Source organism: Actinomadura sp. NPDC047616, from assembly GCF_040642915.1.
Lineage (GTDB): Bacteria > Actinomycetota > Actinomycetes > Streptosporangiales > Streptosporangiaceae > Spirillospora > Spirillospora miaoliensis.
In genome coordinates this window covers 188,589-212,185 of the sequence record NZ_JBEYTB010000007.1, presented here as the reverse complement: position 1 = coordinate 212,185, position 23,597 = coordinate 188,589, and the positions used below count along the sequence as shown (strand labels likewise).

Annotated in this window: 23 protein-coding genes; 9 read left to right on the top strand and 14 right to left on the bottom strand. The window is 73.2% G+C overall.

What is annotated here, in order from left to right:
• Window positions 1-3: 3 nt before the first annotated feature.
• From glgX to ABZ801_RS18790, 4 genes are all read right to left on the bottom strand, one after another.
• Entirely contained in the window at window positions 4-2,115 is a 2,112-nt protein-coding gene (gene glgX / locus ABZ801_RS18805; RefSeq protein WP_360699534.1) for a glycogen debranching protein GlgX, read from the bottom strand.
• 128 nt (window positions 2,116-2,243) lie between these two features.
• Complete coding sequence (locus ABZ801_RS18800; protein WP_360699174.1) at window positions 2,244-2,771, bottom strand: GNAT family N-acetyltransferase; 528 nt, start codon at window positions 2,769-2,771, stop codon at window positions 2,244-2,246.
• Between the two features lie 33 nt (window positions 2,772-2,804).
• Complete coding sequence (locus tag ABZ801_RS18795) at window positions 2,805-3,392, bottom strand: DUF4262 domain-containing protein (protein WP_360699172.1); 588 nt, start codon at window positions 3,390-3,392, stop codon at window positions 2,805-2,807.
• A gap of 19 nt (window positions 3,393-3,411) precedes the next feature.
• Window positions 3,412-5,037 carry an acyl-CoA dehydrogenase family protein gene (locus ABZ801_RS18790; protein WP_360699170.1) on the bottom strand — a complete coding sequence of 542 codons (1,626 nt, stop codon included), beginning with the start codon at window positions 5,035-5,037 and terminating at the stop codon, window positions 3,412-3,414.
• A 156-nt stretch (window positions 5,038-5,193) separates the two neighbouring features.
• On the opposite strand from ABZ801_RS18790, the gene ABZ801_RS18785 reads away from it, so the two are divergent.
• The 5 genes from ABZ801_RS18785 (at window position 5,194) to ABZ801_RS18765 (ending at window position 10,112) form a co-directional block, all read left to right on the top strand.
• Window positions 5,194-5,892, top strand: a complete 699-nt coding sequence (locus ABZ801_RS18785) for a DUF1707 domain-containing protein (protein ID WP_360699168.1) — start codon at window positions 5,194-5,196, stop codon at window positions 5,890-5,892.
• 139 nt (window positions 5,893-6,031) lie between these two features.
• Window positions 6,032-6,490 (top strand): MarR family transcriptional regulator, encoded by a 459-nt coding sequence (locus tag ABZ801_RS18780; RefSeq protein ID WP_360699166.1) that lies wholly within the window; start codon window positions 6,032-6,034, stop codon window positions 6,488-6,490.
• Window positions 6,491-6,809: 319 nt separating this feature from the next.
• A complete protein-coding gene (locus ABZ801_RS18775; RefSeq protein ID WP_360699164.1) occupies window positions 6,810-8,018 on the top strand; it encodes an MFS transporter in 1,209 nt (402 codons plus the stop codon).
• Between the two features lie 116 nt (window positions 8,019-8,134).
• Window positions 8,135-8,959 (top strand): aldo/keto reductase, encoded by an 825-nt coding sequence (locus ABZ801_RS18770; protein WP_360699162.1) that lies wholly within the window; start codon window positions 8,135-8,137, stop codon window positions 8,957-8,959.
• A 112-nt stretch (window positions 8,960-9,071) separates the two neighbouring features.
• Complete coding sequence (locus ABZ801_RS18765; protein WP_360699160.1) at window positions 9,072-10,112, top strand: LLM class oxidoreductase; 1,041 nt, start codon at window positions 9,072-9,074, stop codon at window positions 10,110-10,112.
• A gap of 189 nt (window positions 10,113-10,301) precedes the next feature.
• On the opposite strand, the gene ABZ801_RS18760 is transcribed toward ABZ801_RS18765, so the two are convergent.
• From ABZ801_RS18760 to ABZ801_RS18735, 6 genes are all read right to left on the bottom strand, one after another.
• Window positions 10,302-10,583 carry a hypothetical protein gene (locus ABZ801_RS18760; protein WP_360699158.1) on the bottom strand — a complete coding sequence of 94 codons (282 nt, stop codon included), beginning with the start codon at window positions 10,581-10,583 and terminating at the stop codon, window positions 10,302-10,304.
• Between the two features lie 46 nt (window positions 10,584-10,629).
• Complete coding sequence (locus tag ABZ801_RS18755; protein WP_360699156.1) at window positions 10,630-11,409, bottom strand: sirohydrochlorin chelatase; 780 nt, start codon at window positions 11,407-11,409, stop codon at window positions 10,630-10,632.
• Window positions 11,391-12,101, bottom strand: coding sequence for a phosphoadenylyl-sulfate reductase (locus ABZ801_RS18750; protein ID WP_344956331.1), 711 nt, complete (start codon window positions 12,099-12,101; stop codon window positions 11,391-11,393). The genes ABZ801_RS18755 and ABZ801_RS18750 overlap by 19 nt, the downstream gene beginning before the upstream one ends.
• Window positions 12,098-12,277: an Insertion element protein gene (locus tag ABZ801_RS18745; RefSeq protein WP_344956332.1), complete on the bottom strand. Its 180-nt coding sequence runs from the start codon at window positions 12,275-12,277 to the stop codon at window positions 12,098-12,100. Before ABZ801_RS18745 ends, ABZ801_RS18750 begins: the two co-directional genes overlap by 4 nt.
• 95 nt (window positions 12,278-12,372) lie before the next feature.
• A complete protein-coding gene (locus ABZ801_RS18740; protein WP_360699153.1) occupies window positions 12,373-14,025 on the bottom strand; it encodes a nitrite/sulfite reductase in 1,653 nt (550 codons plus the stop codon).
• Between the two features lie 327 nt (window positions 14,026-14,352).
• Window positions 14,353-14,541, bottom strand: coding sequence for a hypothetical protein (locus ABZ801_RS18735; protein ID WP_360699151.1), 189 nt, complete (start codon window positions 14,539-14,541; stop codon window positions 14,353-14,355).
• Window positions 14,542-14,835: 294 nt separating this feature from the next.
• Between ABZ801_RS18735 and ABZ801_RS18730 the strand changes: the two genes are divergently transcribed.
• From ABZ801_RS18730 to ABZ801_RS18720, 3 genes are all read left to right on the top strand, one after another.
• The gene (locus ABZ801_RS18730; protein WP_360699149.1) at window positions 14,836-15,945 is read left to right on the top strand and encodes a YihY/virulence factor BrkB family protein; all 1,110 of its coding nucleotides are present in this window, start codon (window positions 14,836-14,838) and stop codon (window positions 15,943-15,945) included.
• Between the two features lie 39 nt (window positions 15,946-15,984).
• Window positions 15,985-16,953, top strand: coding sequence for an aryldialkylphosphatase (locus tag ABZ801_RS18725; protein WP_360699147.1), 969 nt, complete (start codon window positions 15,985-15,987; stop codon window positions 16,951-16,953).
• A 120-nt stretch (window positions 16,954-17,073) separates the two neighbouring features.
• A complete protein-coding gene (locus tag ABZ801_RS18720; protein ID WP_344956342.1) occupies window positions 17,074-17,796 on the top strand; it encodes a phosphoribosyltransferase family protein in 723 nt (240 codons plus the stop codon).
• 316 nt (window positions 17,797-18,112) lie between these two features.
• On the opposite strand, the gene ABZ801_RS18715 is transcribed toward ABZ801_RS18720, so the two are convergent.
• From ABZ801_RS18715 to ABZ801_RS18700, 4 genes are all read right to left on the bottom strand, one after another.
• Window positions 18,113-18,409: a WhiB family transcriptional regulator gene (locus ABZ801_RS18715; RefSeq protein WP_021600082.1), complete on the bottom strand. Its 297-nt coding sequence runs from the start codon at window positions 18,407-18,409 to the stop codon at window positions 18,113-18,115.
• A 189-nt stretch (window positions 18,410-18,598) separates the two neighbouring features.
• Window positions 18,599-19,507: a sucrase ferredoxin gene (locus ABZ801_RS18710; RefSeq protein ID WP_344956344.1), complete on the bottom strand. Its 909-nt coding sequence runs from the start codon at window positions 19,505-19,507 to the stop codon at window positions 18,599-18,601.
• Between the two features lie 318 nt (window positions 19,508-19,825).
• Complete coding sequence (locus ABZ801_RS18705; RefSeq protein WP_360699145.1) at window positions 19,826-21,349, bottom strand: glycerol-3-phosphate dehydrogenase/oxidase; 1,524 nt, start codon at window positions 21,347-21,349, stop codon at window positions 19,826-19,828.
• On the bottom strand, window positions 21,346-21,939 hold the full coding sequence (locus ABZ801_RS18700) for a TetR/AcrR family transcriptional regulator (protein ID WP_360699143.1): 594 nt from the start codon (window positions 21,937-21,939) through the stop codon (window positions 21,346-21,348). The genes ABZ801_RS18705 and ABZ801_RS18700 overlap by 4 nt, the downstream gene beginning before the upstream one ends.
• A 55-nt stretch (window positions 21,940-21,994) precedes the next feature.
• Here ABZ801_RS18700 and ABZ801_RS18695 point away from each other — a divergent pair, with 55 nt between their 5' ends.
• The gene (locus tag ABZ801_RS18695; RefSeq protein WP_360699532.1) at window positions 21,995-23,593 is read left to right on the top strand and encodes an FAD-binding oxidoreductase; all 1,599 of its coding nucleotides are present in this window, start codon (window positions 21,995-21,997) and stop codon (window positions 23,591-23,593) included.
• The last annotated feature ends 4 nt before the right edge of the window (window positions 23,594-23,597 follow it).

Here is a 23,597-nt window from a genome sequence, read left to right as displayed (position 1 = left end):
GCCTCACGACAGACGGCGCAGGACGATCAGCGCGCGGCTCGGCACGTCCAGCTGGTCGCGCGCCTTGACCCGGGGCCGCTCGCCGACCGTGCGCCAGTCGGCGGTGTCCAGCGTGAACTCCCAGCGCTCCCCGTAGGCCGCGCCGGGCAGGGTGAACTCCACCGGCTCGGAGTGCGCGTTGATCAGCAGCAGGAACGAGTCGTCGCGGACGGGGCGGCCGCGCGGGTCCGGCTCGGTGATGGCGTCGCCGTTGAGGAAGACGCCCAGCGACTTGGCGAACCCCGCGGCCCAGTCGTCGCCGGTCATGGCGTCGCCGGAGGGGGTCAGCCAGGCGATGTCGGCGGGCTGCTCGTCGCCGGGCGCCGCGCCCCGGAAGAACCGCCGCCGCCGGAACACCGGGTGATCGTGCCGCAGCCGCGACAGCGTGCGCACGAACTCCAGCAGGTCGCCGGTGCCGTCGGCGTCGTCCCAGCGCACCCAGGTCAGCTCGTTGTCCTGGCAGTAGGCGTTGTTGTTGCCGTGCTGGGTGCGGCCCAGCTCGTCGCCGTGCGACAGCATCGGCACGCCCTGCGACAGGAACAGCGTGGCCAGGAAGTTGCGGCGCTGGCGGGCCCGCAGGTCGAGGATCTCGGGGTCGGTGGTGGGGCCCTCGTAGCCGCAGTTCCAGGACCGGTTGTCGTCGGTGCCGTCCCGGTTGGCCTCGCCGTTGGCGTCGTTGTGCTTGACGTTGTAGGCGACCAGGTCGGCCAGGGTGAAGCCGTCGTGGCAGGTCACGAAGTTGATCGAGGCGAAGGGGCGGCGGGCGCTGTTCTCGTACAGGTCGCTGGAGCCGGTCAGCCGGGAGGCGAACTCGGGCATGCTGCCGGGCTGCCCGCGCCAGAAGTCGCGCATCGTGTCGCGGTACTTGCCGTTCCACTCGGTCCACAGCGGCGGGAAGTTGCCGACCTGGTAGCCGCCCTCGCCCACGTCCCACGGCTCGGCGATCAGCTTGACCTGGGAGACCACCGGGTCCTGCTGCACCAGGTCGAAGAACGCCGCCAGCCGGTCCACGTCGTGCAGCTCGCGGGCCAGCGCCGAGGCCAGGTCGAAGCGGAACCCGTCGACGTGCATCTCCGTCACCCAGTACCGCAGCGAGTCCATGATCAGCTGCAGGGCGTGCGGGCTGCGCACGTTCAGCGAGTTGCCGCAGCCGGTGTAGTCGAGGTGGTAGCGCTTGTCGTCGTCGCGCAGCCGGTAGTAGGCGGCGTTGTCGATGCCTCGGAACGACAGCGTCGGCCCGAGGTGGTCGCCCTCGGCGGTGTGGTTGTAGACGACGTCGAGGATGACCTCGATGCCCGCCTCGTGCAGCGCCCGCACCATCGCCTTGAACTCCAGCACCTGCTCGCCGGCCTGCCCCGCGGAGCTGTAGGCGTTGTGCGGCGCCAGGAACCCGATGGTGTTGTAGCCCCAGTAGTTGGTCAGGCCGCGCGCGACCAGGGCGTGCTCGGGGATGAACTGGTGCACCGGCATGAGCTCCACGGCGGTGACGCCCAGGTCCTTCAGGTGGTCGATCATGACGGGGTGGGCCAGGCCCGCGTACGTGCCGCGCTGCTCCCGCGGGATCCCCGGGTGCAGCCGGGTCAGGCCCTTGACGTGCGCCTCGTAGATCAGTGTCTCGTGGTAGGGCACGCGCGGCGGACGGTCGTCGCCCCAGTCGAAGAACGGGTTGATCACCACGTTCTTCGGCATGTAGGGGGCGCTGTCGTCGTCGTTGACCGTGTCGGGGTCGGCGAACCGGTAGGAGAACAGCGACTCGTGCCAGCGCACCTCGCCCTCCACGGCCTTGCCGTACGGGTCGAGCAGCAGCTTGGCGGGGTTGCACCGGTGGCCGTGCTCGGGCTCGTACGGCCCGTGCACCCGGTACCCGTAGCGCTGCCCGGGGCCCACGCCCGGCAGGTAGGCGTGCCAGACGAACCCGTCCACCTCCGGCAGTTCGTGGCGCGTCTCGCGGCCCGCCGCGTCGAACAGGCACAGCTCCACCCGGTGCGCGACCTCGGAGAAGAGCGCGAAGTTGGTGCCCGTGCCGTCCCACGTGGCGCCCAGCGGGTACGGCTCCCCGGGCCAGACCTCCCGCATCGTCCTCCGCTCCTCGGTGTCGGCGTGGTTGACAGGCATCCGAATTCTCCCTTACCCGCGCCGGTCGTATGACCCCCGCGCGGAGATCGAGTCGTCACCGCCCGGATGCCTGCCCGCGCGCGGCGGAGTCATGTGGGGCCGGTGGTGCCGGAGCGCCAGACGGTCTCGCCGGTGGACGTCTCGGGGGTGGGGTGGAGGCCGAGACGGCGGGCGACGGTGGCGGAGGCGACGTTGTCCGGATGGATGGAGGCGGTGATCTCGGTGACGCCGTGCGCGGCGAGCCAGCCGACCATGGCGCGGGCGGCCTCGGTGGCGAAGCCGAAGCCCTGGTAGGGCATGCCGATCACCCAGGCGACGGCGGCCTCCCGGCCGCGCGGGCCGGGCCGGACGGTGGCCTGGACGTAACCGACCGCGCGCCGGTCGCGGCGCCGCCGGACGACCCAGTTCAGCCAGGACTCCTGGTGGAACGGGGCGGGCCCGGCCACCAGGCGGGCGTAGCGGACGCGCAGCTCGGCGGCGGTCAGGGGCCGCCCGCCGATGTAGCGGTGCAGCCTGGGGTCGGCGAGCGCCTCGGCCATCTCCTCGGCGTGGTGGACGGCCAGCGGCTCCAGCAGCAGACGGGAGGTCCGAAGGGACTCGGTGAGCGGACCGAACACCCGTCGAGCCTATGCCCGCCCCGGACGAACCGGTCACAGATGGCGTGTCCAGGCGCCCGGCGGATGCTGGCGGGGAGTGAGCCACAGCCACGGCTGGGAGCGGCGAAAGGGCAGGTCGGTGCCGGGCTGCCAGGGGAACAGCCCGTCAGGATTCGGCCAGGCGGCCTGCAGGATCGGCAGCGGCGGACGCCGGTAGAACGCCACCGCGCCGCCGAACATCGCCTGGTACCAGCCGGGGTCCACGGCGCGGAACGCGGCGGGCAGGCCGCGCAGCACGTCGTCGCGGCGCTCGCCGTCGGCGACCGGGCGGCCCGCGGCGACCTGCCGGCCCAGCGCGTTGAGGGCCTCCTCCATCTCGTACACGTCGCCGCCGAACATGCCCAGCTCGGGGGAGCGGTGGCTGTGCCACAGCCCGATCGTGTACGCCCAGCCCGGGCCCTGCTCGTCCGCCCCGACGAGCACCACGCTCCACCCGTACTCGGTGATGTGCACGATGGTCCGCAGCTCGAAGTTGTCCAGGCGGTCGCGATCGCCGTAGTCGTGGCAGATGATGCAGTGGCACTGGGGCGGCCCGGCGGACATGGCCCACAGCTTACGGTCGGACGCCGACGCGGTCGCCACGCCCGTTCCTCCCCGCGGCTCAGGCCGTCCGGGCGCGGTCGATGATCGGGACGAGGTCGAGGCCGGGCGGCAGGGTGCCGAAGGCCGACCCCCAGTCGCCGTCCAGGCGGGTGGCGCAGAAGGCGTCGGCGACGGCAGGGTGGCCGTGCCGGACCAGCAGGGACGCCTGCAGGACGAGGGCGAGGCGCTCGACGACGCGGCGGGCGCGGATCTCGATCGTGGCCAGGTCGGCCAGGGACTCCTTGACCTGCTTGACGGCCGTGTCCAGCCGGGAGTCGGCGCCGGCCGCCAGGTCCAGCTCGGCGAAGAACGCCTCCACCGTCTGCGGCTCCCGGGCCATGGCGCGCAGCACGTCCAGCGCCGCGACGTTGCCCGAGCCCTCCCAGATGGAGTTCAGCGGCGACTCGCGGAACAGGCGGGGCATGCCCGACTCCTCCACGTAGCCGTTGCCGCCCAGGCACTCCAGCGCCTCCGCGGCGTGGACGGGCCAGCGCTTGCACACCCAGTACTTGCCGACGGCCAGGGCGAGGCGCTTGAACGCCGTCTCGGCCTCGTCGCCGCGCACCGAGCGGTCGGTCGCCCCGGCCAGGCGGAGCATGAGCACCGTGGCGGCCTCCGACTCCACGGCCAGGTCGGCCAGCACGTTGCGCATCAGCGGCTGGTCGATCAGGGCGCGGCCGAACGCCCGGCGGTGGACGGCGTGGTGGACGGCCGTGACGGTGCCGTGCCGCATGCCCGCGGCGGCGCCGACCACGCAGTCCAGCCGGGTCATGTTGACCATCTCGATGATCGTCCGCACGCCGCGGCCGCCCTCGCCGACCTGCCAGGCCAGCGCCCCGTCGTACTCGATCTCGGCGGAGGCGTTGGAGCGGTTGCCCAGCTTGTCCTTCAGCCGCATCAGCCGCAGCGGGTTGAGCGTCCCGTCGGGCAGCACGCGCGGCACCAGGTAGCAGGTCAGCCCGTCCGGGCCCTGCGCGAGGGTGAGGAACACGTCGCACATGGGCGCGCTGGTGAACCACTTGTGCCCGGTCAGGCGGAAGGCTCCGTCCGGTCCGGGCACGGCGCGGGTGGTGTTGGCGCGCACGTCCGAGCCGCCCTGCTTCTCGGTCATGGACATGCCCGCCAGCAGGCCCGTCTTGGTGAGCGGGGCGCGCAGGCCGAAGTCGTAGTCGCGGGCCGTCAGCAGCGGCTCGTAGGCGGCGGCCAGCTCGGGGCTCTGCCGCAGCGCGGGCACGGACGCGTAGGTCATGCTGATCGGGCAGCCGTGCCCGGCGTCCACCCGCCACACGTAGAACCCGGCGGCCCGCGCCACGTGCGCGCCGGGACGATCGTCGGCCCAGGGCGCGGCGTGCAGGCCGTGCGACACCGCGACGCGCATCAGCTCGTGCCAGGCCGGGTGGAACTCCACCTCGTCGATGCGGTGCCCGTAGCGGTCGTGGGTGCGCAGGACGGGCGGGTGCTCGTTGGCCAGCCGTCCCCACTCCTGCGCCTGCTCGGTGCCCGCCAGGCGGCCCAGCTCGTGGATCCGGTCGGCCGCCCACCCGGCGCCCTCGCGCGCCAGCCCGTCCAGCAGGGCGGGGTCGTCGGCCACGTCGTGACCGACGTGCGGGGGGACCTGGTTGAGCACCTCGTGGGTCGGGGGCATCGCACACCGCCTTTCACCGTGCCGTCCCCAGTACAGTACCGAATCTTGTTCGGCAAGGAGGCGGAAGATGATCGTCCGCCGGTCCTCCTTGAGGGCGGGGAAAACTCGTCCGGGCGGCGGAGGGTACGACGGGCGATGTCACGTAACGTCTGACACATGGCCGACTCCACCCCGCAGCAGAGTTCGCGCCAGGCGCCGACGTCCCGCCCGGACCGCGGACAGGCACCGGCGCGCGTGTCGGACGCCGAGCGCGAGGCCGCCGTCGAGCGGCTGCGCGTCGCCTCCGTGGAGGGCCGGCTGACCTTCGCGGAGCTGACCGAGCGCACCGAGAAGGCGTACCTGGCCGTCACCCGCGCGGACCTGGAGGGCATCACCGCCGACCTGCCCGCGATGGGCGCGCCCGGGGCGGACCCCGCGCTGCCCGCGCCGCGCCGCTTCCACGCCTTCATGGGCGACTGCGACGAGCGGATCTCCGGCCGCATCAGCGACGCGCTGGAGGCCCACGCGGTGATGGGCGACGTCGTGCTCGACCTGCGGGAGGCGCAGGTCCCCACCGGCCAGGTGGAGGTCTGCGTCACCGCCGTGATGGGGGACGTGCGGATCATCGTGCCGGACGGCGTGCGGGTCGAGCTGACCGGCTACGCGGTCATGGGCGACCGCAAGGTCGCCGTGCGGGAGGTGCCGCCCGGCCTGCAGGTGCCGGTCGTGCGGGTGCGGGCCAAGGCCGTCATGGGCGACATCAAGATCGTCGACGACGAGCACCACGCCCCGGTGCGCCGCGCCCTGGCGTCCTGGTGGCAGGAGCGCCGCTCCCGGGGCGGGGGGCACGGCCCCGGAGCCGGCCCCGACGGCTGACGGCCCTCCCGCCGGTCACCGGGGCGGTCGTCGGATGCGTCAGCACTACTTGCATGTGCCGTATACATGCACACGCCGATTAGTTCGGGTCATGTCCTATCCTGGACGTCAGTGACACCGGGACGGAGGACCAGGCTCGATGACCACTCAGGACCCCGCGCCCACCGTCCTCGCCCAGGGCTGGCGCACGCTGTCCCTGTTCCACGGGAAGATCGAGGCCCGCATCGAACACGCCCTGCAGAGCGGGCACGGCCTGAGCGTGCGCGAGTACTCGCTGCTGGACGTCCTCAGCCGGCAGCACGACGGCCCCGGCGGACATCTGCAGATGAAGCAGGTCGCCGACGCCGTCGCCCTCAGCCAGAGCGCCACCACACGGCTGGTCACGCGCCTTGAGGGCCGCGGCCTGCTGACCCGTTACCTGTGTCCCACCGACCGCCGCGGCATCTACACGGACGTCAGCGAGGCGGGCGCGAAGCTCCTCGCCGAGGCGCGTCCCACCAACGAGGCCGCCCTGCGGCAGGCGCTCGACGAGGCCGCGCAGAACCCCGAACTCGCCCCGCTGGTCAAGGCCGTCGAAACGCTGCACGCGCCCGTCTGAGGGCGACCGCCCGTACCCGGGAGCGCGGCGAGCATGGCGAAGCGGCTCAGAGCGGGGCACCTGCCGCCGGGACTTGCATCTCCTCCGCCTCGGCGTCGCGGTCGTGGCGTGGCCGACGAGGGCCGCCGCTCGCCCTTGCGCTGATCCGGCGTCGGGCACCGCGGTCGGCGGCCGGGGACCGCCTAGCGTGCCCGCCGCCCGGTAGTTGCACGCGACGATTGACATCCATCACACCATCCAGCGTTTGCACTTATCCGGCGTATGCAAATATTGTGGGCGCCTGTTAGATGCTTGTGCAATCATCTGAAGGGTGCTTAGCATGCCTCTCGCGCTGCTGGCCCTGGCCATCGGGGCCTTCGGGATCGGCACCACCGAGTTCGTGATCATGGGTGTGCTGCCCGAGGTCGCGGGCGACTTCGATGTCTCGATCCCCACCGCCGGATGGCTGGTGACCGGCTACGCCCTCGGTGTCGTCCTCGGCGCGCCGCTGCTGACCGTGATGGGCACCAAGGTGTCCCGCAAGAAGATGCTCATGCTGCTGATGGGGCTGTTCGTGGTCGGCAACGTGCTCTCCGCCGTCGCGCCGGTCTTCGGGGTCATGCTGGTGGGCCGGGTCATCGCCTCGCTGGCCCACGGCGCGTTCTTCGGCATCGGTTCGGTGGTCGCCGCCGACCTGGTCGCCCCGGAGAAGCGCGCCTCCGCCATCTCGCTGATGTTCATGGGCCTCACCGTCGCCAACATCGTCGGCGTCCCGCTCGGCACCTATATCGGGCAGGCCGCGGGCTGGCGAGTCACCTTCGCCATCGTCGCGGCACTCGGTGTGGTGGGGCTGCTCGGCGTGGCCGGGCTGGTGCCCGAGACGGGCAGGCCCAAGGGGGACGGCGTCCGCTCCGAGTTCGCCGCCTTCCGCAACGTCCAGGTCTGGCTGGCCATGGCGATGACGGTCCTGGGATACGGCGGCGTGTTCGCCGCCATCACCTACATCGCGCCGATGATGACCGAGGTAGCCGGCTACTCCGCCGGCGCGGTCACCTGGCTGCTCGTCCTGTTCGGGATCGGCATGTTCGCGGGCAACCTGCTCGGCGGAAGGTTCGCCGACAAGGCCCTGATGCCCATGCTCTTCGCCGCGCTCGGCGCCCTCGCCCTCGCCCTGCTGGCGTTCACGGCGACCGCCCACGACAAGCTCCTCGCGGCCGTCACCCTGACGCTCATCGGCGCGCTGGGCTTCGCCACCGTGCCCCCGCTGCAGAAGTGGGTGCTCGACCAGGCGGCGGCGGCCCCCACGCTGGCCTCCGCCGCCAACATCGGCGCCTTCAACCTCGGCAACGCACTGGCCGCCTGGCTCGGCGGCATCGTCATCGCGGCCGGACTGGGCTACACCTCCCCGAACTGGGTCGGCGCGCTGCTGTCGGGCACCGCCCTGCTGCTGTCGTTCCTCGCCGCCTTCCTCGACCGCCGCGCCCCATCGTCCCGCCGCGTCGCCGCGGCGTCCGCGACCGGCGGGAACGTGCCGAGCGCCCGGCGCTGACCCGGCGCCCGCAGGGCCGCGCCCGGCTCCGCCGAAGACCCTCCCAAGCCATCCCCGACACATCGTCACCGAGAAATCCGCCGCAGTGCCGGCACTCCGCACGAGGAGCACTCACCATGACCGCAGTTCCCACTGTCACGCTCAACAACGGCGTCGAGATCCCGCAGCTCGGCTTCGGTGTCTTCCAGGTCCCGGACGACGAGACCACGGCCGCCGTCACCGCCGCGCTGGAAGCCGGCTACCGCTCCATCGACACCGCCGCCGTCTACGGCAACGAGGCGGGCGTGGGCCGGGCCGTGGCCGCCTCGGGCCTTCCCCGCGAGGACCTGTTCATCACGACGAAGCTGTGGAACGCCGACCAGGGCTACGACGCGACCCTCAAGGCGTTCGACGGAAGCCTCGCCAAGCTGGGGCTGGACTACGTGGACCTCTACCTCATCCACTGGCCGACCCCCGCCCGCGACCTGTACCGGGACACCTGGCGGGCCCTGGAGAGGCTGGCGGCCGACGGCCGGATCCGCAGCGCCGGAGTCTCCAACTTCCAGCCCGCGCACCTGCGGCGCCTGATGGACGGCAGCTCCCTGGTGCCCGCGGTCAACCAGATCGAGCTGCACCCCGGCCTCCAGCAGCGGGAGCTCCGCGCGCTGCACGCCGACCACGGCATCGCCACGGAGGCGTGGAGCCCGCTGGCCCAGGGCGCGGTGCTCGACGAACCCTCGCTGGTCGAGATCGCCCAACGGCACGGCAAGTCGCCCGCGCAGGTGGTGCTGCGCTGGCACCTGCAGCTCGGCAACATCGTGATCCCCAAGTCGGTCACGCCCGCCCGGATCCGCGAGAACATCGACGTCTTCGACTTCGCGCTCTCGGACGGCGACATGGACGCGATCGCCGCGCTCGACCGCGGACTGCGCACGGGCCCGGACCCCGACACCTTCAACTGAGGGCCGGGCACCGTCCCCTGACCCGGCGCGGGCGGGCCGCCCCTCCCGCCCGCGCCGGCGTCCGTCACCTCTCCCGTTCCGCCGCTTCCCGTCCGAAAGGTGCCTGTCCGCCATGCCCGCCGCCCTCCCCACCGCCCTGGAACGCCTGGTCGACCCGGCCGGCCGGCTGACGATCGGTCTCGAACTCCCCCTCGACAACGACTGGGGCCCGACACGGCTGCACGCCGACCGCCAGGCCGGCCGCCCCTTCGGCGTCCCGCGGCTCACCGAGCACGCCAGGCTCGCGCGGCTCGCGGACGAACTCGGCTTCGCGGCGCTGTGGGTGCGCGACGTCCCCCTGTACGATCCGCAGCAGTTCGGCGACGCCGGATCGGTCTTCGAGACGTTCACGCACCTCGGCCATCTGGCCGCGATCACCGAGCGGGCCGTGCTCGGCACCGCCGCGGTCGTCCTCCCGCTGCGCCGTCCGCTGCTGGTCGCCAAGGCCGCGGCGACCGTCGACGTGCTGTCCGGCGGACGGTTCGTGCTCGGCCTCGCCAGCGGGGACCGCCCCGTCGAATACCCCCTCTTCGGCGAGGACTTCCATGCCCGAGGCCGCACCTTCCGCGAGAACGTCGAGATCCTCCGCGCCGCCTGGTCCGCCCCTCCGCCGCGGCAGGGCATCTCCCTGCCGCACCTCGGCCTGCACGCCGACCGCGGGCTCGACGTCCTCCCGAAACCGACCGGCGCGACCATCCCCCTCGCCGTCGCCGGGCACGCACAGCAGTCCCTGGAATGGATCGCCGAGAACGCCGACGCCTCACTCAACTACCCCCGCCCGCTGGAGGTGCTGCGGCTCAAGGCGCGAGAGTGGCGGCAGCTGACCGAGGGGACCGGCAAGCCGTATCTCACACCGATGCAGCTGGACCTGTCCGCCGACCCCGCCACCCCGGCCACCCCCATCCGCCTCGGGCTGCGCACCGGACGGCACGCCCTGCGGAACCACCTGCACGCGATGAGCGAACTCGGGGTCGCCCACGTCTCCTTCAACCTGCGCCCCGGCGACCGCCCCGTCGAGGAGGTGCTCCACGAACTGGCAGAGGAGATCCTGCCCCACTTCCCCTCCAGGACCGCGTCCGCCGCGTCGGCGAACCACAGCACGGCGACCGCGTGACAACGCGGCCCCCGACGACTGGACGCCGCTGATCGCGCAGTGGCGCTCCGCAGGCCGAACGTCGCCTGCGAGGAGCCGGCCGCCGCCGGGCGCCGGGGCCGACACGGTGCGACGACGCCCGCTCCTGCCAGGCCGCCTCACCCTGGCCACCCGGCTCGGGCGGCTATGGACGGTGAGGACACGGCCCGGCTAGCGGGTGTCGTCGTGGCGTTCGGCCTCCCGGACGCCCTCCTCGTCGGGCGTCAGCGAGTCGGGCTGCCCGACGTCCACGCCCGGCACGCCGGTACCGCTGACCTCGTCCTCCTGGCGGGCCATGCCCTGCTCGCGGGGGACGGTGCTGCCCTCGCCCGGCACCTCGGGCGGCCGGTCCTCGCCGGTCCGGCCGCGCGCGTCGCCGCCCCGGGTGACCGGTGCGAACCGCCTGTCCCGCGTCTCCTCGGGCTCGTGGCCCAGATCCTCGCGTTCAGTCATGCACCACCGCATACCCGCCCTGACGGCGGTATGCGTGACCGTTCTCTCAGACGGCGACCGCGCCGGAGTGCGCGACCGCCTCGTCGTAGCGGTGCAGCACCAGGTCGGCCAGCTCGGGGGCGGCGCCCAGGACGGGCGACACCGCGTCCGCCCCGGCCGCCAGGGACTCCTCCCGCACCCTGTCGGCGAAGTACCCGGGCGCCAGGAAATAGGACGCCACGGCCACGCGCGGCGCGCCGGCGTCCCGCAGCGCCGCGACCGCCTCGCCGGGCGTCGGACGGGCCGCCGACGCGAACGCCGGCACCACGCCGCGCCAGCCCCGCGACCGCCACTCGCGCGCCATCGCCCAGATCGTCGCGTTCGCCGACGGGTCGCTGGACCCCGCCGCCACCAGCACCACGGCGGTGTCCGGATCGCCGGGCGGCACGCCGGCCTCGGCCAGCCGCCGCTCCAGGGCCGCCACCAGCAGCGGATGCGGGCCCAGCGTGGCCGCCGTGCGCAGCCCCAGGCGGGGGTGCAGCGCCCGGACGCGGGCCAGCACCCCCGGCACGTCGGTCTTGCTGTGGTACGCCGCCGTCAGCAGCAGCGGCAGCACCACGGCCGAGCCCGCGCCGCGCCGCGCCAGCCCGTCCAGCACCCCGGCGGGCGCCGGGGGCGCGTGGTCGAGGAAGGAGGTCAGCACCTCCAGGCCCGGCCGCCGCCCCCGCACGGCGGCCAGCAGCTCCTCGACGGTCGCGGCGGCGCGCGGATCGCGGCTGCCGTGCGCCACCGCGACCATCGGCGCCGGACCCGTGCCCACCGGCGTCGTCACAGATGGATGCCGCATTCGGTCTTGCCCGTCCCGGCCCACCGGCCGCTCCGCGGGTCCTCGCCCGGCGCCACCGGACGGGTGCAGGGCTCGCAGCCGATCGACGGGTAGCCGTCGTAGTGCAGCGGGTTGACCAGCACGCCGTTGTCGGCGATGTAGTTGTCCATGTCCTCCTGGGACCAGTGCAGGATCGGGTTCACCTTGACCATGCCGCGCCGCCCGTCCCACTCGACGACCCTGCGGGCGCGGCGGCTGGCGGTCTCCTCGCGGCGGATCCCGCTGAACCAGGCCATGTAGCCCTCCAGGGCCTTGCCCAGCGGTTCCACCTTGCGCAGGTGGCAGCACAGGTCGGGGTTGCGCCCGTACAGCCGCGGCCCCAGCGCGGCCTCCTGCTCGGCCACGGTCCGCGACGGCGTCACGTTGATCACGTTGACCGGGTAGACGGCCTCCACCGCGTCCCGGGTGCCGATGGTCTCGGCGAAGTGGTAGCCGGTGTCGACGAACAGCACGTCGATGCCCGGCTTGACCTTCGACACCAGGTGGATCAGCGCCGCGTCCGACATCGAGGACGTCAGGCAGATGCGGTCGCCGAAGGTCGCCACCGCCCAGCGGATGATCTCGAGCGTGGACGCCCCCTCCAGGGCCTCGGCGGCCGAGGCGACGACGTCCTCCAGGTCCAGGGTCGGTCTGTCGGTCTCCAGCAGTGTCACGGGGAAGTCTCCTTGTGTGTCCGGCGCTCGGCCGCCCGCGCGTCCCCGACGCCGAGGAATTTCAGCCTGAAGACGCGCAGGCAGTCCCCGCACGCCCAGGTCCCGTCCTCCTCGTGCGGTCGCAGGCGCTCCTCGCCGCAGTACGGGCAGTAGAACGGCGCCGCTCGTTCGCTCATTGCTCGATGGCCTTGTGAGTTCGGTTACAAAGATCGGCTGCAAAAGGTCGGCCGCGAGGGGGCGGCTGCCGGGAACGGCTGCGCGCCCGCGCCCGCTACCTGAGGTCGGCCTCGTCGGCGCGCCCCACCCAGTCGGCGAAGCTCTCGCCGTCTCGGCGCTGCTCGTCGTACCTGCGCACGACCCGCTCGACGTAGTCGGTCAGACCCGCGGAGGTGGTCTTCAGGCCGCGCACCTTCTTGCCGAAGGAGGCGCCGACCTGGCCGCCCAGGTGGATCTGGAAGCCCTCGACCTGGTCGCCGTTCTCGTCCACCACCAGCTGGCCCTTCAGGCCGATGTCGGCGACCTGGATGCGGGCGCAGGCGTTCGGGCAGCCGTTGACGTTGATGGTCAGCGGCTGGTCGAAGTCGGGCAGCCGCTTCTCCAGCTCGTCGATCAGGTCCATGGCCCGCTGCTTGGTCTCGACGATCGCCAGCTTGCAGTACTCGATGCCGGTGCAGGCCATCGTCTGGCGGCGGAAGGTGGACGGGCGCACCTGCAGGTCGTGCCGGGCCAGCTCGTCGGCCAGCGGCTCGGTGTTCTCCGCCGGGACGTCCAGGATCACCATCTTCTGCTCGGCGGTGGTGCGCACCCGGCCCGACCCGTACCGCTCGGCCAGGTCGGCGATCGTGTGCAGCAGCTCGCCGTTGACCCGGCCCGCCCTGGGCGCGAACCCGACGTAGAAGAGGCCGTCCCGCTGCGGGTGGACGCCCACGTGGTCGCGGTGCGGCAGCGGCGGGGCGGGCGGCGGCCCGTCGGGCAGCGCGTACCCCAGGTACTCCTTCTCCAGCACCTCGCGGAACTTCTCCGGGCCCCAGTCGGCCATCAGGAACTTGATCCGGGCGCGGTGCCGCATCCGCCGGTAGCCGTAGTCGCGGAAGATCGAGGTGACGCCCGCCCAGACCTCGGGCAGCCGCTCGGGCGCCACGAACGCGCCCAGCCGCCGGGCGAACATCGGGTTGGTGGACAGCCCGCCGCCGACGAACAGGTCGTAGCCGACCTCGCCCTCGTCGTTGACCACGCCGACGAACGCGACGTCGTTGATCTCGTGCACGGTGCAGTGCGCGCCGCACCCGGAGATCGCCGTCTTGAACTTGCGCGGCAGGTTGGAGAACTCCGGCGAGCCGATGTAGCGCTCGGCGACCTCGCGGATCTGCGGGGTCCCGTCGATCACCTCGTCGGCCGCGATCCCGGCCAGCGGACAGCCGATGATCACTCGCGGGGTGTCGCCGCAGGCCTCGGTGGTCGACAGCCCGACCGCCTCCAGCGCCTCCCAGATCGCCGGGACGTTCTCGATCTCGATCCAGTGCAGCTGGATGTTCTGCCGGTCGGTGATGTCGGCGGTGCCGCGGGCGTACTTCACCGAGATGTCGGCGATGGTGCGCAGCTGCGCGGCGTCGAGCTGGCCGCCGTCGATGCGCACCCGCAGCATGAAGTAGCGGTCGTCGAGCTCCTCGTCCGACAGCACGGCGGTCTTGCCGCCGTCGATGCCGGGACGGCGCTGGGTGTAGAGCCCGTACCAGCGGAACCGGCCGCGCAGGTCGGCCGGGTCGATGGAGTCGAACCCCTGCTTGGAGTAGATGTCGATGATCCGGCGGCGGACGTTCAGCCCGTCGTCGTTCTTCTTGTTCTCTTCGTTCTTGTTCAGCGGCTCGCGGTAGCCGAGGGCCCACTGGCCCTCGCCTCGCTTGCGTCTGGTCGCTGGTGGCACGGCGCGCGTCCTTGTCGGTCAGGGCGTTCGGTGGCGTGGGGCGGACGCATGGCGCACCGGCGGTCGCGAAGGCCGGGCTCGACGCTGAGCGTAAGGCGGTGACACGTGACGCCGGGGCACCACGCACCCGCGGGAAAAAAAGGGGGGCGTGGTCGGGGCGTCACCGACAGATCGCGCTGCGGACGCGGAGGAAGTCGACGTGCCGGCGCATCACCAGCAACGGGTCCGCAGCAGTCATATCAGCACTTTGACACGCCCTCTCGCGGCATGTCCAGTTGCGTCCGGCATGCGGACGCGGGCGGCGGACGATCATCACGGCCGGACCGGTCACCCCTGCCGCCTCCAGTTCACCCGCGGTTCGGCGGCCGGCGACGCGTCCGCGCGGTCGGCGCCCGCCGCGTCGTCGCGGCGGCTCCGCCGTTCCGGCGTCGCGGGGGCGGCCAGGTGCTGGCAGTCGCACCACGAGCCGCCACGGCACTCGCCGTGGCGGTGCTCCCGGCACGCCGCACAGATCACCCCTCCATTGTCACCGATGGGCCGCGATGCATGCGCGGGGGCACCCGGAGCCGCCGCGGGCGCCGTGGACCACACTCGAAATGATCTTGGGCGGGCCGGGCGCGGCGCGCGTCGAACGGTGTGAACCACGCGGACCAAGCGGAACGGACACGACGGACGGCGGCGGCGCCCGCGACGGTGGGGGAGGGCCGCCCGCCCCGCACGTAACGGTCCGATCACGGAACGTGCGACGCGGAGTGCGAATTTGGGCGGTGTGCCATGGCCTGGACGGAATACACCCTACGGTGGGTGGGCATGACCAGCGTGTTCAGGCTGGGCAACCTGCGTCCCCGGGCCTGGGCACGCGCCATGCGGCTGAGACGACGTCCGGAGACGTCCGCCCCCGTGGCCGGCGGACCCGCCGGCGAGCCGGCCGGCGATGCGTCGGCGAACCCGGCAGGCGAGCCCGCCGGCGATGCGACGGCGAGCCCCGCCGGGGAGCGTCCGGCCGTCCGCGCGGTCGCCTGGGGGCTGGTGCGGGACACGGCCGTCGCGGCCTTCCGCTACCGGGTGACGGGCCTGGCCGCCGAGGCCGCGTTCTTCGCGCTGCTGTCGCTGCCGCCCCTGGTCATCGGGCTGGTCGGGCTGATGGGCCACCTGCGCGGCCTGCTCGGGCCCGGCACCGTCGAGGAGGTCCGCACCTGGGTGATCGCGCGGGCCGAGACCGTGCTGACCGGGCCCGCGGTCCACTCCGTGGTGGTCCCGCTGATCGACGAGGTGATCCGCGGCGGCAGCCCCAACATCGTGTCGCTGAGCTTCCTGTTCACGCTGTGGGCGGGCTCGCGCGCCACCAACGTCTACGTCGACACCATCACGATCGCCTACGGCCTGTCGGGCGTGCGCGGGGTGGTGCGCACCCGGCTGCGCGCGTTCTTCCTCTACCTGGTCGGCCTGGTGGTCATGCTGATCGTCCTCCCCCTGCTGGTGGCCGGGCCCGCGCTGCTGCGGCGGGCGCTGCCGGAGGGCGCCGGGTACGTCCTGCTGGCGTACTGGCCGGTGGTGGTGACGCTGTCGATCCTGTTCCTGGCGCTGCTGTACCACATGAGCGTCCCGGTGCGGACGTCCTGGTGGCGGCAGGTGCCGGGCGCGGTGATGGCGCTGCTGGTGTGGATCGTCGGCGGGTTCCTGCTGCGGCTGTACCTGAGCGGGTCGCTGAGCGGCGGGGTGTCGGTGTACGGGCCGCTGTCGGCGTCGATCGCCGTGCTCGCCTGGCTGTACGTGGCGGCGCTGGCGGTGCTGGTGGGCGCGGCGCTCAACGCCGAGATCGACCGGCGCTGGCCGAGCGGCGACACCGCCCGGGCCCGTGCCGCCACCGCGGCCGGCGAGCCGCTAAACACCTCGTCGGGTAAAAACTGTGCTGGCTAATAGTCGGAATTGGCCAAACATGTCGTAACCTCGCGTGACATGACCCTCCATGAGGAGAACGGCGGCCGGATCCGCACGGTGACCGGCGCCGTCCCCGTCTCCGCCGTCACCGGGCCGGTCCTGCCGCACGAGCACCTGCGGCTGGACCTGCGGTGGCCGGCCCGTCCCGCGCTGCTGGCCTCCGACCCGCGGCGGTGGCTGGACGAGGAGAAGGCGGTCATGATCGAGCTGTCGGAGCTGCGCGCCGACCGCGAGCTGGCTCTGGTCGTGGACCTGACCTGCGCCGGAATGGGGCGCAGCGCCCCGTCCCTGGCCCGCGTCAGCGCCGGCTCGCGGGTCGCGGTGGTGGCGGGCACCGGCGTGTTCACCGAGCCGTTCCACCCCGCCTTCGTCGGCGACGCCGACGTCGAGCGGCTGGCCGAGCACTTCCTCGCCGAGATCGGCTTCGGCATCGACGGCACCAACGCGCTGCCCGGCGTCATCGGCGAGATCGGCACCTGGGGCGAGGCGCCCACCGAGCGCGAGGAGCGGTGCCTGCGCGCCGCCGCCCGCGCCGCCCGCTACTCCGGGCTGCCGGTGGCGACCTGCGGACGTGCCGGGGCGGCCCAGCTGGACATCCTCACCGGCGCGGGCCTGGAGCCGCACCGCGTCGCCGTCGGACGCCAGGACCTCGCCGACGACCCCGCCATGCCCCGCAAGATCGCCGAGGCGGGCGCGTACGTGTCGTTCGGCTCGCTCGGCCTGGCGGGGGAGGACCCGGTGGCCCTGGGCGCCCGCGTGCGCGCCGTCATGGAGCTGCTGGAGGCCGGGCTGGGCGACCGGGTGCTGCTGAGCACGGGCGTGTCCCGGATGACGCACGTGCGCCGCTACGGCGGCGCGGGCTACGGCTACCTGTTCGAGGTGTTCCTGCCCGCGCTGCGCGCCGCTGGGGCCGACGAGGACACGCTGACGCGGCTCGTCCACGACAACCCCCTGCGCTGGCTCGCCTGCGCCGACGACGCCGCCTGACCGCCCGATACGCCGCCTGACGGTCCGATACGAGGCCGGGCGGCTCGATAACCCGGCGAGGCTGGGTAGGGCACAGGTCAAGGGACAGGCGAAGTCCGCGACCCCGGGAGGGGGGCGCCGATGCCCTGGAACAGGACCGGCGGGGGCGCCGCGCGTGGCGCGGGTTCCGGAACCCAGAGCGTCCGGCTGCCGTTCACCGACCGCGCCGAGGCGGGCCGTCTCCTGGCCGAGCGGCTGGTCCCGATGGGGCTGGAAGGGGCCGTGGTGCTGGCGCTGCCCCGCGGCGGCGTGCCGGTCGGCTACGAGATCGCCCGGCGGCTGTCGCTCCCGGACCGGCCCGCCCGGCTGGACGTCCTGGTCACCCGCAAGATCGGCTATCCGTTCCAGCCGGAACTGGGCGTGGGCGCCATCGCCGAGGGCGGCGAGCCGGTGTTCGACCGGAACCTGCTGGACCGCCTGTCGCTGGACGAGGAGGACCTCGCCGCCACGGTCGAGGCCGAACGCGCCGAGCTGGACCGCCGGGTGCGCGCCTACCGGGGCGAGCGGCCCCTGCCCGACCTGGCGGGACGGGCCGTCATCGTGGTGGACGACGGGCTGGCGACCGGCGGCACGGCCCGCGCGGCGCTGCGTGCCGTGCGGGCGCGGCGCCCGGCGCGGCTGGTGCTGGCGGTGCCGGTGGGCGCCGCCGAGACCGTCCGGGCGATGGACGCCGAGGCGGACGACGTCGCGGTGCTGGCGGCGCCGTGGTCGTTCCGCGCGGTGGGCCAGTGGTACCGGGACTTCGAGCAGCTGACCGACGCCGACGTCATCTCCTGGCTGGACCGCGCCCGCCTCGCCGAGTGAACCGGCCGGACGCGCGTGGGAAGCCGGCCGGACGGGCGTGGGAAGCCGGCCGGGGAATGGCGGGAGGCGCGAATTCGCGTAAATTGATCACACGCCGGGGCGTCATCGTGTATTGCGTTCACGCCATACTCCGCATTCGCGTCTCGCGTGGTGTTTTCGGCGGCACCGTGACGTACATGTGACGGACATGTGATGAAAGACGTCGGGTGTTTTCAGGGGCGGGCAACGCAAACGGCCCCGCAGTGCGGGGCCGTACGTTTTCCGGTGGCGTGCCGGGGTGCGCGACGCAGCGATCTGGCGTCCGGCGGAGATCGCCTCAGGCGGCGTTCGCGCGACGCATCCGGCGACGGCGCTCCGAGGCGCGCTCGTCTTCGTTCAGGCCGCCCCACGTGCCGTACTTCTCGGGCCGGGACACCGCGTAGTCCAGGCACTCGGTGCGCACGGGGCAGCCCATGCAGATCTGCTTGGCCTTGCGCTCACGGATCTCACGCTCGGGCTGACGCTCGCCGTCGGGTCCGAAGAAGAGCACCAGGTCTTCCCCCCGGCACGCCGCGGCGTCCTGCCAGCCCCAGCTGGGACGAGGGAGGTTTGCCTGACGACGTACCTGAGCCATGGAACACCCACCTTGGTTGGTTTTGCTGAGCAATTTCGGGACATGGACGCTCGACGTGCTACAAGACGTGCGTCAGCAGCGCCGAGAGGTCCAACGTCTGGAGTTGCCGCTCTGTTCCCCGCCCGGTTGTGTTCCGGGACAGAGGGCCGCGTGCGGCAAGGGAGACCCTCGAATGGGGCCTCCGAGAGATTACACGAGGGCCGCCTCGTTGAGAAGGGTGAGTTCCCTAACAACGTAGGTTCCGAGGTTCTCTTGACACTCCGCACCGCATGGACCGGTCTGCTCGACGCGCTCCACGACGATCCGGTAACGCCTCTCGCCTACAACAACCACCGCCTCGTACGGAGATGTTCCCGACACCGATTCCACGGTGACCGCCGTCACGCCGCGGATCCCGGTGTGCGCTCGCACGAAGTGCTCGGCGGCCTGCGCCGGTTCGGGGAGCCCGGCACGGCCGCGCAGCCGGTCCAGCAGGACCTCGCCCCGCAGGTAGGCGTCCACGGCCCGCACGGCCTCGTCGGGGCCGAGATCGCCGTAGTACACGCCGTGTGGGAGACATACCAGGTTCGCTGCGTAACGGTCACCGCCGACGTGGGTCGTTTCCCATACAAAAGGGTCGAAACGTGCCGTCAGTTTCCGTGCGAGCGGAGCGCCGTAGCGGGCGCAGCAGGCGTTGCGCCGGCCGTGCGCGCACACCAGCAGCAACGGGTCGGTGACCGGCTCGCCGAACCCGGGGGGCGTCCCGGCGGCGACCGCCGCCAGGTCCAGGTCGGCCAGTTCGGCGGGGTCGGCGAGCTCGCGTCCCTCCAGCCAGACCCGCTCGCCGTGGGAGTAGCCCACGTACACCTGCACGGGCGGGATGCGGCGGCGCCGTCCGGACCTGCGGATGAGCTGCGGCCGCACGCCCGCGGCCTGGGCGGCGCGCACGGCCTCGGAGATCGCGGGGTGGCCGGGCAGCCCCTGCTCGACGCGCTCGGGCCACGGGCCCGGGTGCTCGACGAGCAGCCAGCCGCGCGCCTTGGTGGTCGCGCTCGCCAGGCACGACCGCTCGCCCGAGTGGCTGCCCGGGCAGTGGGCGCAACTGTTCCGGCGCGTCACGTGGGACCCCCGTTGATCGATAACGCGATTAGGTTAGGTTAACCTAATCAACCCCCGGGTCACCAGGAGACATGAATCACCTCATACCCTGGATTTGATCTTTGATGACCCGGTGGTGCGCCGTTTCCGGCGCCGCCGTCGCCTCTCGGCCACGGATTCGGCGTCTTACCTGCGAGCTTGGCCGTGCTGCCCGTACGGTGACGTCACGCTTGCCCATGCACGCGCACTCGTCACCCGCGCTTCGCATGCCCAACTTTGTCACGCCGAGCTTTGTCACGCCGAGCTTCGTCACGCCGAGCTTCGTCACGCCGAGCTTCGTCACACCACCGAGAGGAGGGCCTCCGCGGCGGGCAGTGCGGCGGCGCGGTCGGCCGGCACCAGGCCGATGCGGGTGCGGCGGTCGAGCAGGTCGCCGGCGTCCAGCGCGCCCTCGTGCCGCACCGCCCAGGCCAGTTCGGCGCGCAGCACGGGCAGGCCGGGCAGCACCGGGTCCAGCAGCGTGGCGTCCTCGCGCGCCAGTGCCGCGACGAGCGGCGCCTCCGTGCCGTACCGCCGCACGAGGCGGCGCGGCGCGTCCAGGGCCGCCAGCCGGGCGGGCGGGGCGGCGCCGACGAGCGGCAGGCGCGCGGTGCGGCTCGGGCCGGCGTCCAGCCGGGGAGCGGACGCGACGGCCGCGTCCACGGCGTCCTCGGCCATCCGCCGGTAGGTGGTCAGCTTGCCGCCGACGACGGTGACCACGCCGTCGCGTGAGGTCAGCACGGTGTGCCGCCGGGAGATGTCGGCGGTGCTCCCCTGACCGTCGTCCAGCAGCGGGCGCAGCCCGGCGAACGCCCCCGCCACCTGATCACGGGTCACGGGGACGTCGAGGGCCGAGTCCAGGATGTCGAGCAGGAACCCGATGTCGGCCTCGGTCGGCTCGGGCACGTCCGGGACGGGGCCGTCGACGGGCTCGTCGGTCAGGCCGACGTAGACGCGTCCGTCCTCCTGGGGGATGACCAGGACGAACCGGTTGCGCTCCCCGGGCACGGGCAGGTGCAGCCCCGCCGACAGGCCGGGCAACGCCGTCGACCGCAGCACCAGGTGCGTGCCCCGGGACGGGCGCAGCCGCACCCCGCCGACCAGTTCGCCCGCCCAGACGCCGGTGGCGTTGACCACGGCCCGCGCGCGCACGGTGAACTCGCGGCCCGACAGCTCGTCGCGTACGTGCGCCCCGTCTCCGCCCAGGGCCAGGGCGCGGCAGCGGGTGAGGATGGACGCGCCCAGTCCGGCCGCCGTACGGGCGATGGCGGTCACCAGACGTGCGTCGTCGGCAAGGCGCCCGTCCCACGACAGCAGTCCTCCGCGCAGCCCGTACGGACGCAGGGGAGGGGCCAGGCGCAACGTCTCGGTGGCCGACAGGCGGCGGGGGCGGGGCAGGACGGCCCGTGGGGTGCCGGCGGCCAGGCGCAGGGCGTCCCCCGCGTGCATCCCGGCGCGGGTCACGGTTGTCTGGGCACGCCCCACCATCGGCGTGAGCGGCAGCACGAACGGCAGGGCGCGCACCAGGTGCGGGGCGGTGCGCTCCATGAGAATGCCGCGTTCGACGGCGCTTTCGTAGGCGACGTCCACGTGCCCGGAGGCGAGGTAGCGCAGCCCCCCGTGCACGAGCTTCGAACTCCACCGGGACGTGCCGAACGCCAGGTCGTGTGCGTCGATCGCCGCCACGGACAGGCCGCGTGAGGCCGCGTCCAGGGCCACGCCCGCCCCGGTGACACCCAGCCCCACCACCAGGACGTCCACGACCTTGCCGGGGAGGTCGTCCAGTTCCCGGGCCCTGCGCGCGGCGGACAGGGACGTGCTCATGGCGCCAGGGTCCTTTCCAGGATGTCGCGCAGCTCGGCGTCCAGGGCGTCCATGGACAGGCCGGGGTCGGTGTCGTCGGTCATGGTCGGCGCCGACAGCGCGAACGACTGGACGACCAGCAGCAGCGCGCGCGCCTGCCGGGCCGGATGGCCGCGCCGGATGGTGCCGTCGGCGTGCCCGGCGCGCAGGGCCGTCTCGAAGAACTCCAGGAAGGCCTCCTGGCTGGCGCCGCGCCGGTCGAGCACGTACGGCAGCAGCAGCTCGGGATCGACGTCCACGATCTTGCGCAGCAGGGGATGGGCCCGGAACGCGCGCACCCCCTCCACCAGGGCGTCCACGAGCCGTTCGCGGACCGGGCGGCCGTCCTCGGGCGGCTGCGCGGCCGCCGCCACGCCGATCCACTCCCGGGTCATGAGGTCGCCGACGATCGTGCGCACGTCCGGCCAGCGCCGGTAGAGCGTCATGCGCGACACCCCGGCGCGGCGCGCGATGTCGGTCAGCGTGGTGCGGCGCACCCCGACCGCCAGCACGCAGTCGCGGGCCGCGTCCAGCACCGCGTCGTCGGTTGGCTTGTTACGATTAGACGCCATATGTCACAGTGTAAGCATGTCGAGGGCGCAGGGAGGCGCGGTGGACACCCCGGACATGCGGTGGAGCGGGTGGGGAGACCCGGCCAGGGCGACGCGCCTGCCGGACGGCGCCGTACGCCTGCTGCGCGACCTGCTCGGCGTGCGTCCCGCTGAGGCCGTGCCGCCACGCCTGGAGGACGTCACGGTCCCCGCCTCGCGCCTCGGCGAGGAGACTCTCGCCGCCCTGGCCGAAGCGGTCGGGGGCGCCGAGCACGTCCGTGCCGACGCGGAGACGCGCATCAGGCACACGCGCGGCAAGTCCACCCCCGACCTGCTGCGCATGCGGGCCGGGGAGACCTCTGACGCGCCGGACGCGGTCGTGCTCCCGGGCTCGCACGAGGACGTCCTGGCCGTGCTGCGGGTGTGCGCGCGGCGGCGCACGGCGGTGGTGCCGTTCGGCGGGGGCACCTCGGTCGTGGGCGGCCTCACCCCGCACGGACCCTTCGACGCCTTCGTCGCCCTGGACCTGCGCCGCATGAATGCGCTCGTCGACCTCGACCCGGTGTCGCGCACCGCCGTGCTCCAACCGGGGCTACGCGCCCCCCAGGCCGAGGCGCTGCTGCGCGAACGCGGCTTCACCCTCGGCCACTTCCCGCAGTCCTACGAATGGGCGTCGATCGGAGGCTTCGCGGCCGCGCGCTCCAGCGGGCAGGCGTCGGCCGGGTACGGGCGGTTCGACGACATGGTGCTCGCGCTGACGGTGGCCACGCCCGAGGGCACGTTGCGCCTGGGGCGGGCGCCCCGGTCGGCGGCCGGCCCGGACCTGCGTCAGCTCGTCCTCGGCTCCGAGGGCGCGTTCGGTGTGATCACGTCGGTGACGGTGCGGATCCGGCCCGCCCCCGAGGCGCACGCCTACGAGGGCTGGCGGTTCGCCTCCTTCGCCCAGGGCGGCACGGCGCTGCGGCGGATCGCCCAGGACGGCCCGCAGCCGACCGTCCTGCGGCTGTCCGACGAGGCCGAGACCATGGTGGGCCTGGCCGACCCGGACGCCATCGGGGAGGGCCTGGGGGAGGCGTCCGGATGCCTGGCCGTGGTCGGCTTCGAGGGCGCGCCCCAGGAGATCGCCGACCGCCGCGCCCAGGTGCGCGCCGTGCTGGAGGACGAGGGCGGCGAACCCCTGGGCCCCGGGCCGGGCCGGTCATGGGAACACGGCCGTTACAACGCCCCCTACCTGCGCGACGCGCTGCTGGACGTGGGCGCCTTCGCCGAGACCCTGGAGACGGCCGCGTTCTGGTCCGGCCTGCCGGAGCTGTACACGGCCGTCAGGGACACGCTCACCACCACCCTGACCGCCCAGGGCACGCCGCCTCTGGTCATGTGCCACATCTCGCACGTGTACCCGGCCGGGGCGTCGCTGTACTTCACGGTCGTGTCCGCCCAGGGCGCCGACGCCGTGACGCACTGGGAGAAGGCCAAGCACGCCGCCGGCGACGCCATCCTGGCCGCCGGCGGCACGATCACCCACCACCACGGGGTCGGCACCGACCACCGCGCCTGGTACGAGCGCGAGATCGGGCCCCTCGGCGTCGACGTGCTGCGCGCCGTCAAACGCAGGCTCGACCCGGCGGGGATCCTCAACCCCGGCGTCCTCCTCCCGCCCGCAGCCCAGGAGTAGCCGC

Bases quoted from the DNA above. Each gene is read 5' to 3' on its own strand.
- ABZ801_RS18775 (WP_360699164.1), top strand. From the start codon at position 6,810: ATGCCTCTCGCGCTGCTGGCCCTGGCCATCGGGGCCTTCGGGATCGGC.
- ABZ801_RS18785 (WP_360699168.1), top strand. From the start codon at position 5,194: ATGGCCGACTCCACCCCGCAGCAGAGTTCGCGCCAGGCGCCGACGTCC.
- ABZ801_RS18720 (WP_344956342.1), top strand. From the start codon at position 17,074: ATGCCCTGGAACAGGACCGGCGGGGGCGCCGCGCGTGGCGCGGGTTCC.
- ABZ801_RS18725 (WP_360699147.1), top strand. From the start codon at position 15,985: ATGACCCTCCATGAGGAGAACGGCGGCCGGATCCGCACGGTGACCGGC.
- ABZ801_RS18695 (WP_360699532.1), top strand. From the start codon at position 21,995: ATGCGGTGGAGCGGGTGGGGAGACCCGGCCAGGGCGACGCGCCTGCCG.
- glgX (WP_360699534.1), bottom strand. From the start codon at position 2,115: ATGCGGGAGGTCTGGCCCGGGGAGCCGTACCCGCTGGGCGCCACGTGG.
- ABZ801_RS18715 (WP_021600082.1), bottom strand. From the start codon at position 18,409: ATGGCTCAGGTACGTCGTCAGGCAAACCTCCCTCGTCCCAGCTGGGGC.
- ABZ801_RS18770 (WP_360699162.1), top strand. From the start codon at position 8,135: ATGACCGCAGTTCCCACTGTCACGCTCAACAACGGCGTCGAGATCCCG.
- ABZ801_RS18760 (WP_360699158.1), bottom strand. From the start codon at position 10,583: ATGACTGAACGCGAGGATCTGGGCCACGAGCCCGAGGAGACGCGGGAC.
- ABZ801_RS18780 (WP_360699166.1), top strand. From the start codon at position 6,032: ATGACCACTCAGGACCCCGCGCCCACCGTCCTCGCCCAGGGCTGGCGC.
- ABZ801_RS18745 (WP_344956332.1), bottom strand. From the start codon at position 12,277: ATGAGCGAACGAGCGGCGCCGTTCTACTGCCCGTACTGCGGCGAGGAG.
- ABZ801_RS18790 (WP_360699170.1), bottom strand. From the start codon at position 5,037: ATGCCCCCGACCCACGAGGTGCTCAACCAGGTCCCCCCGCACGTCGGT.
- ABZ801_RS18755 (WP_360699156.1), bottom strand. From the start codon at position 11,409: ATGCGGCATCCATCTGTGACGACGCCGGTGGGCACGGGTCCGGCGCCG.
- ABZ801_RS18730 (WP_360699149.1), top strand. From the start codon at position 14,836: ATGACCAGCGTGTTCAGGCTGGGCAACCTGCGTCCCCGGGCCTGGGCA.
- ABZ801_RS18700 (WP_360699143.1), bottom strand. From the start codon at position 21,939: ATGGCGTCTAATCGTAACAAGCCAACCGACGACGCGGTGCTGGACGCG.
- ABZ801_RS18765 (WP_360699160.1), top strand. From the start codon at position 9,072: ATGCCCGCCGCCCTCCCCACCGCCCTGGAACGCCTGGTCGACCCGGCC.
- ABZ801_RS18705 (WP_360699145.1), bottom strand. From the start codon at position 21,349: ATGAGCACGTCCCTGTCCGCCGCGCGCAGGGCCCGGGAACTGGACGAC.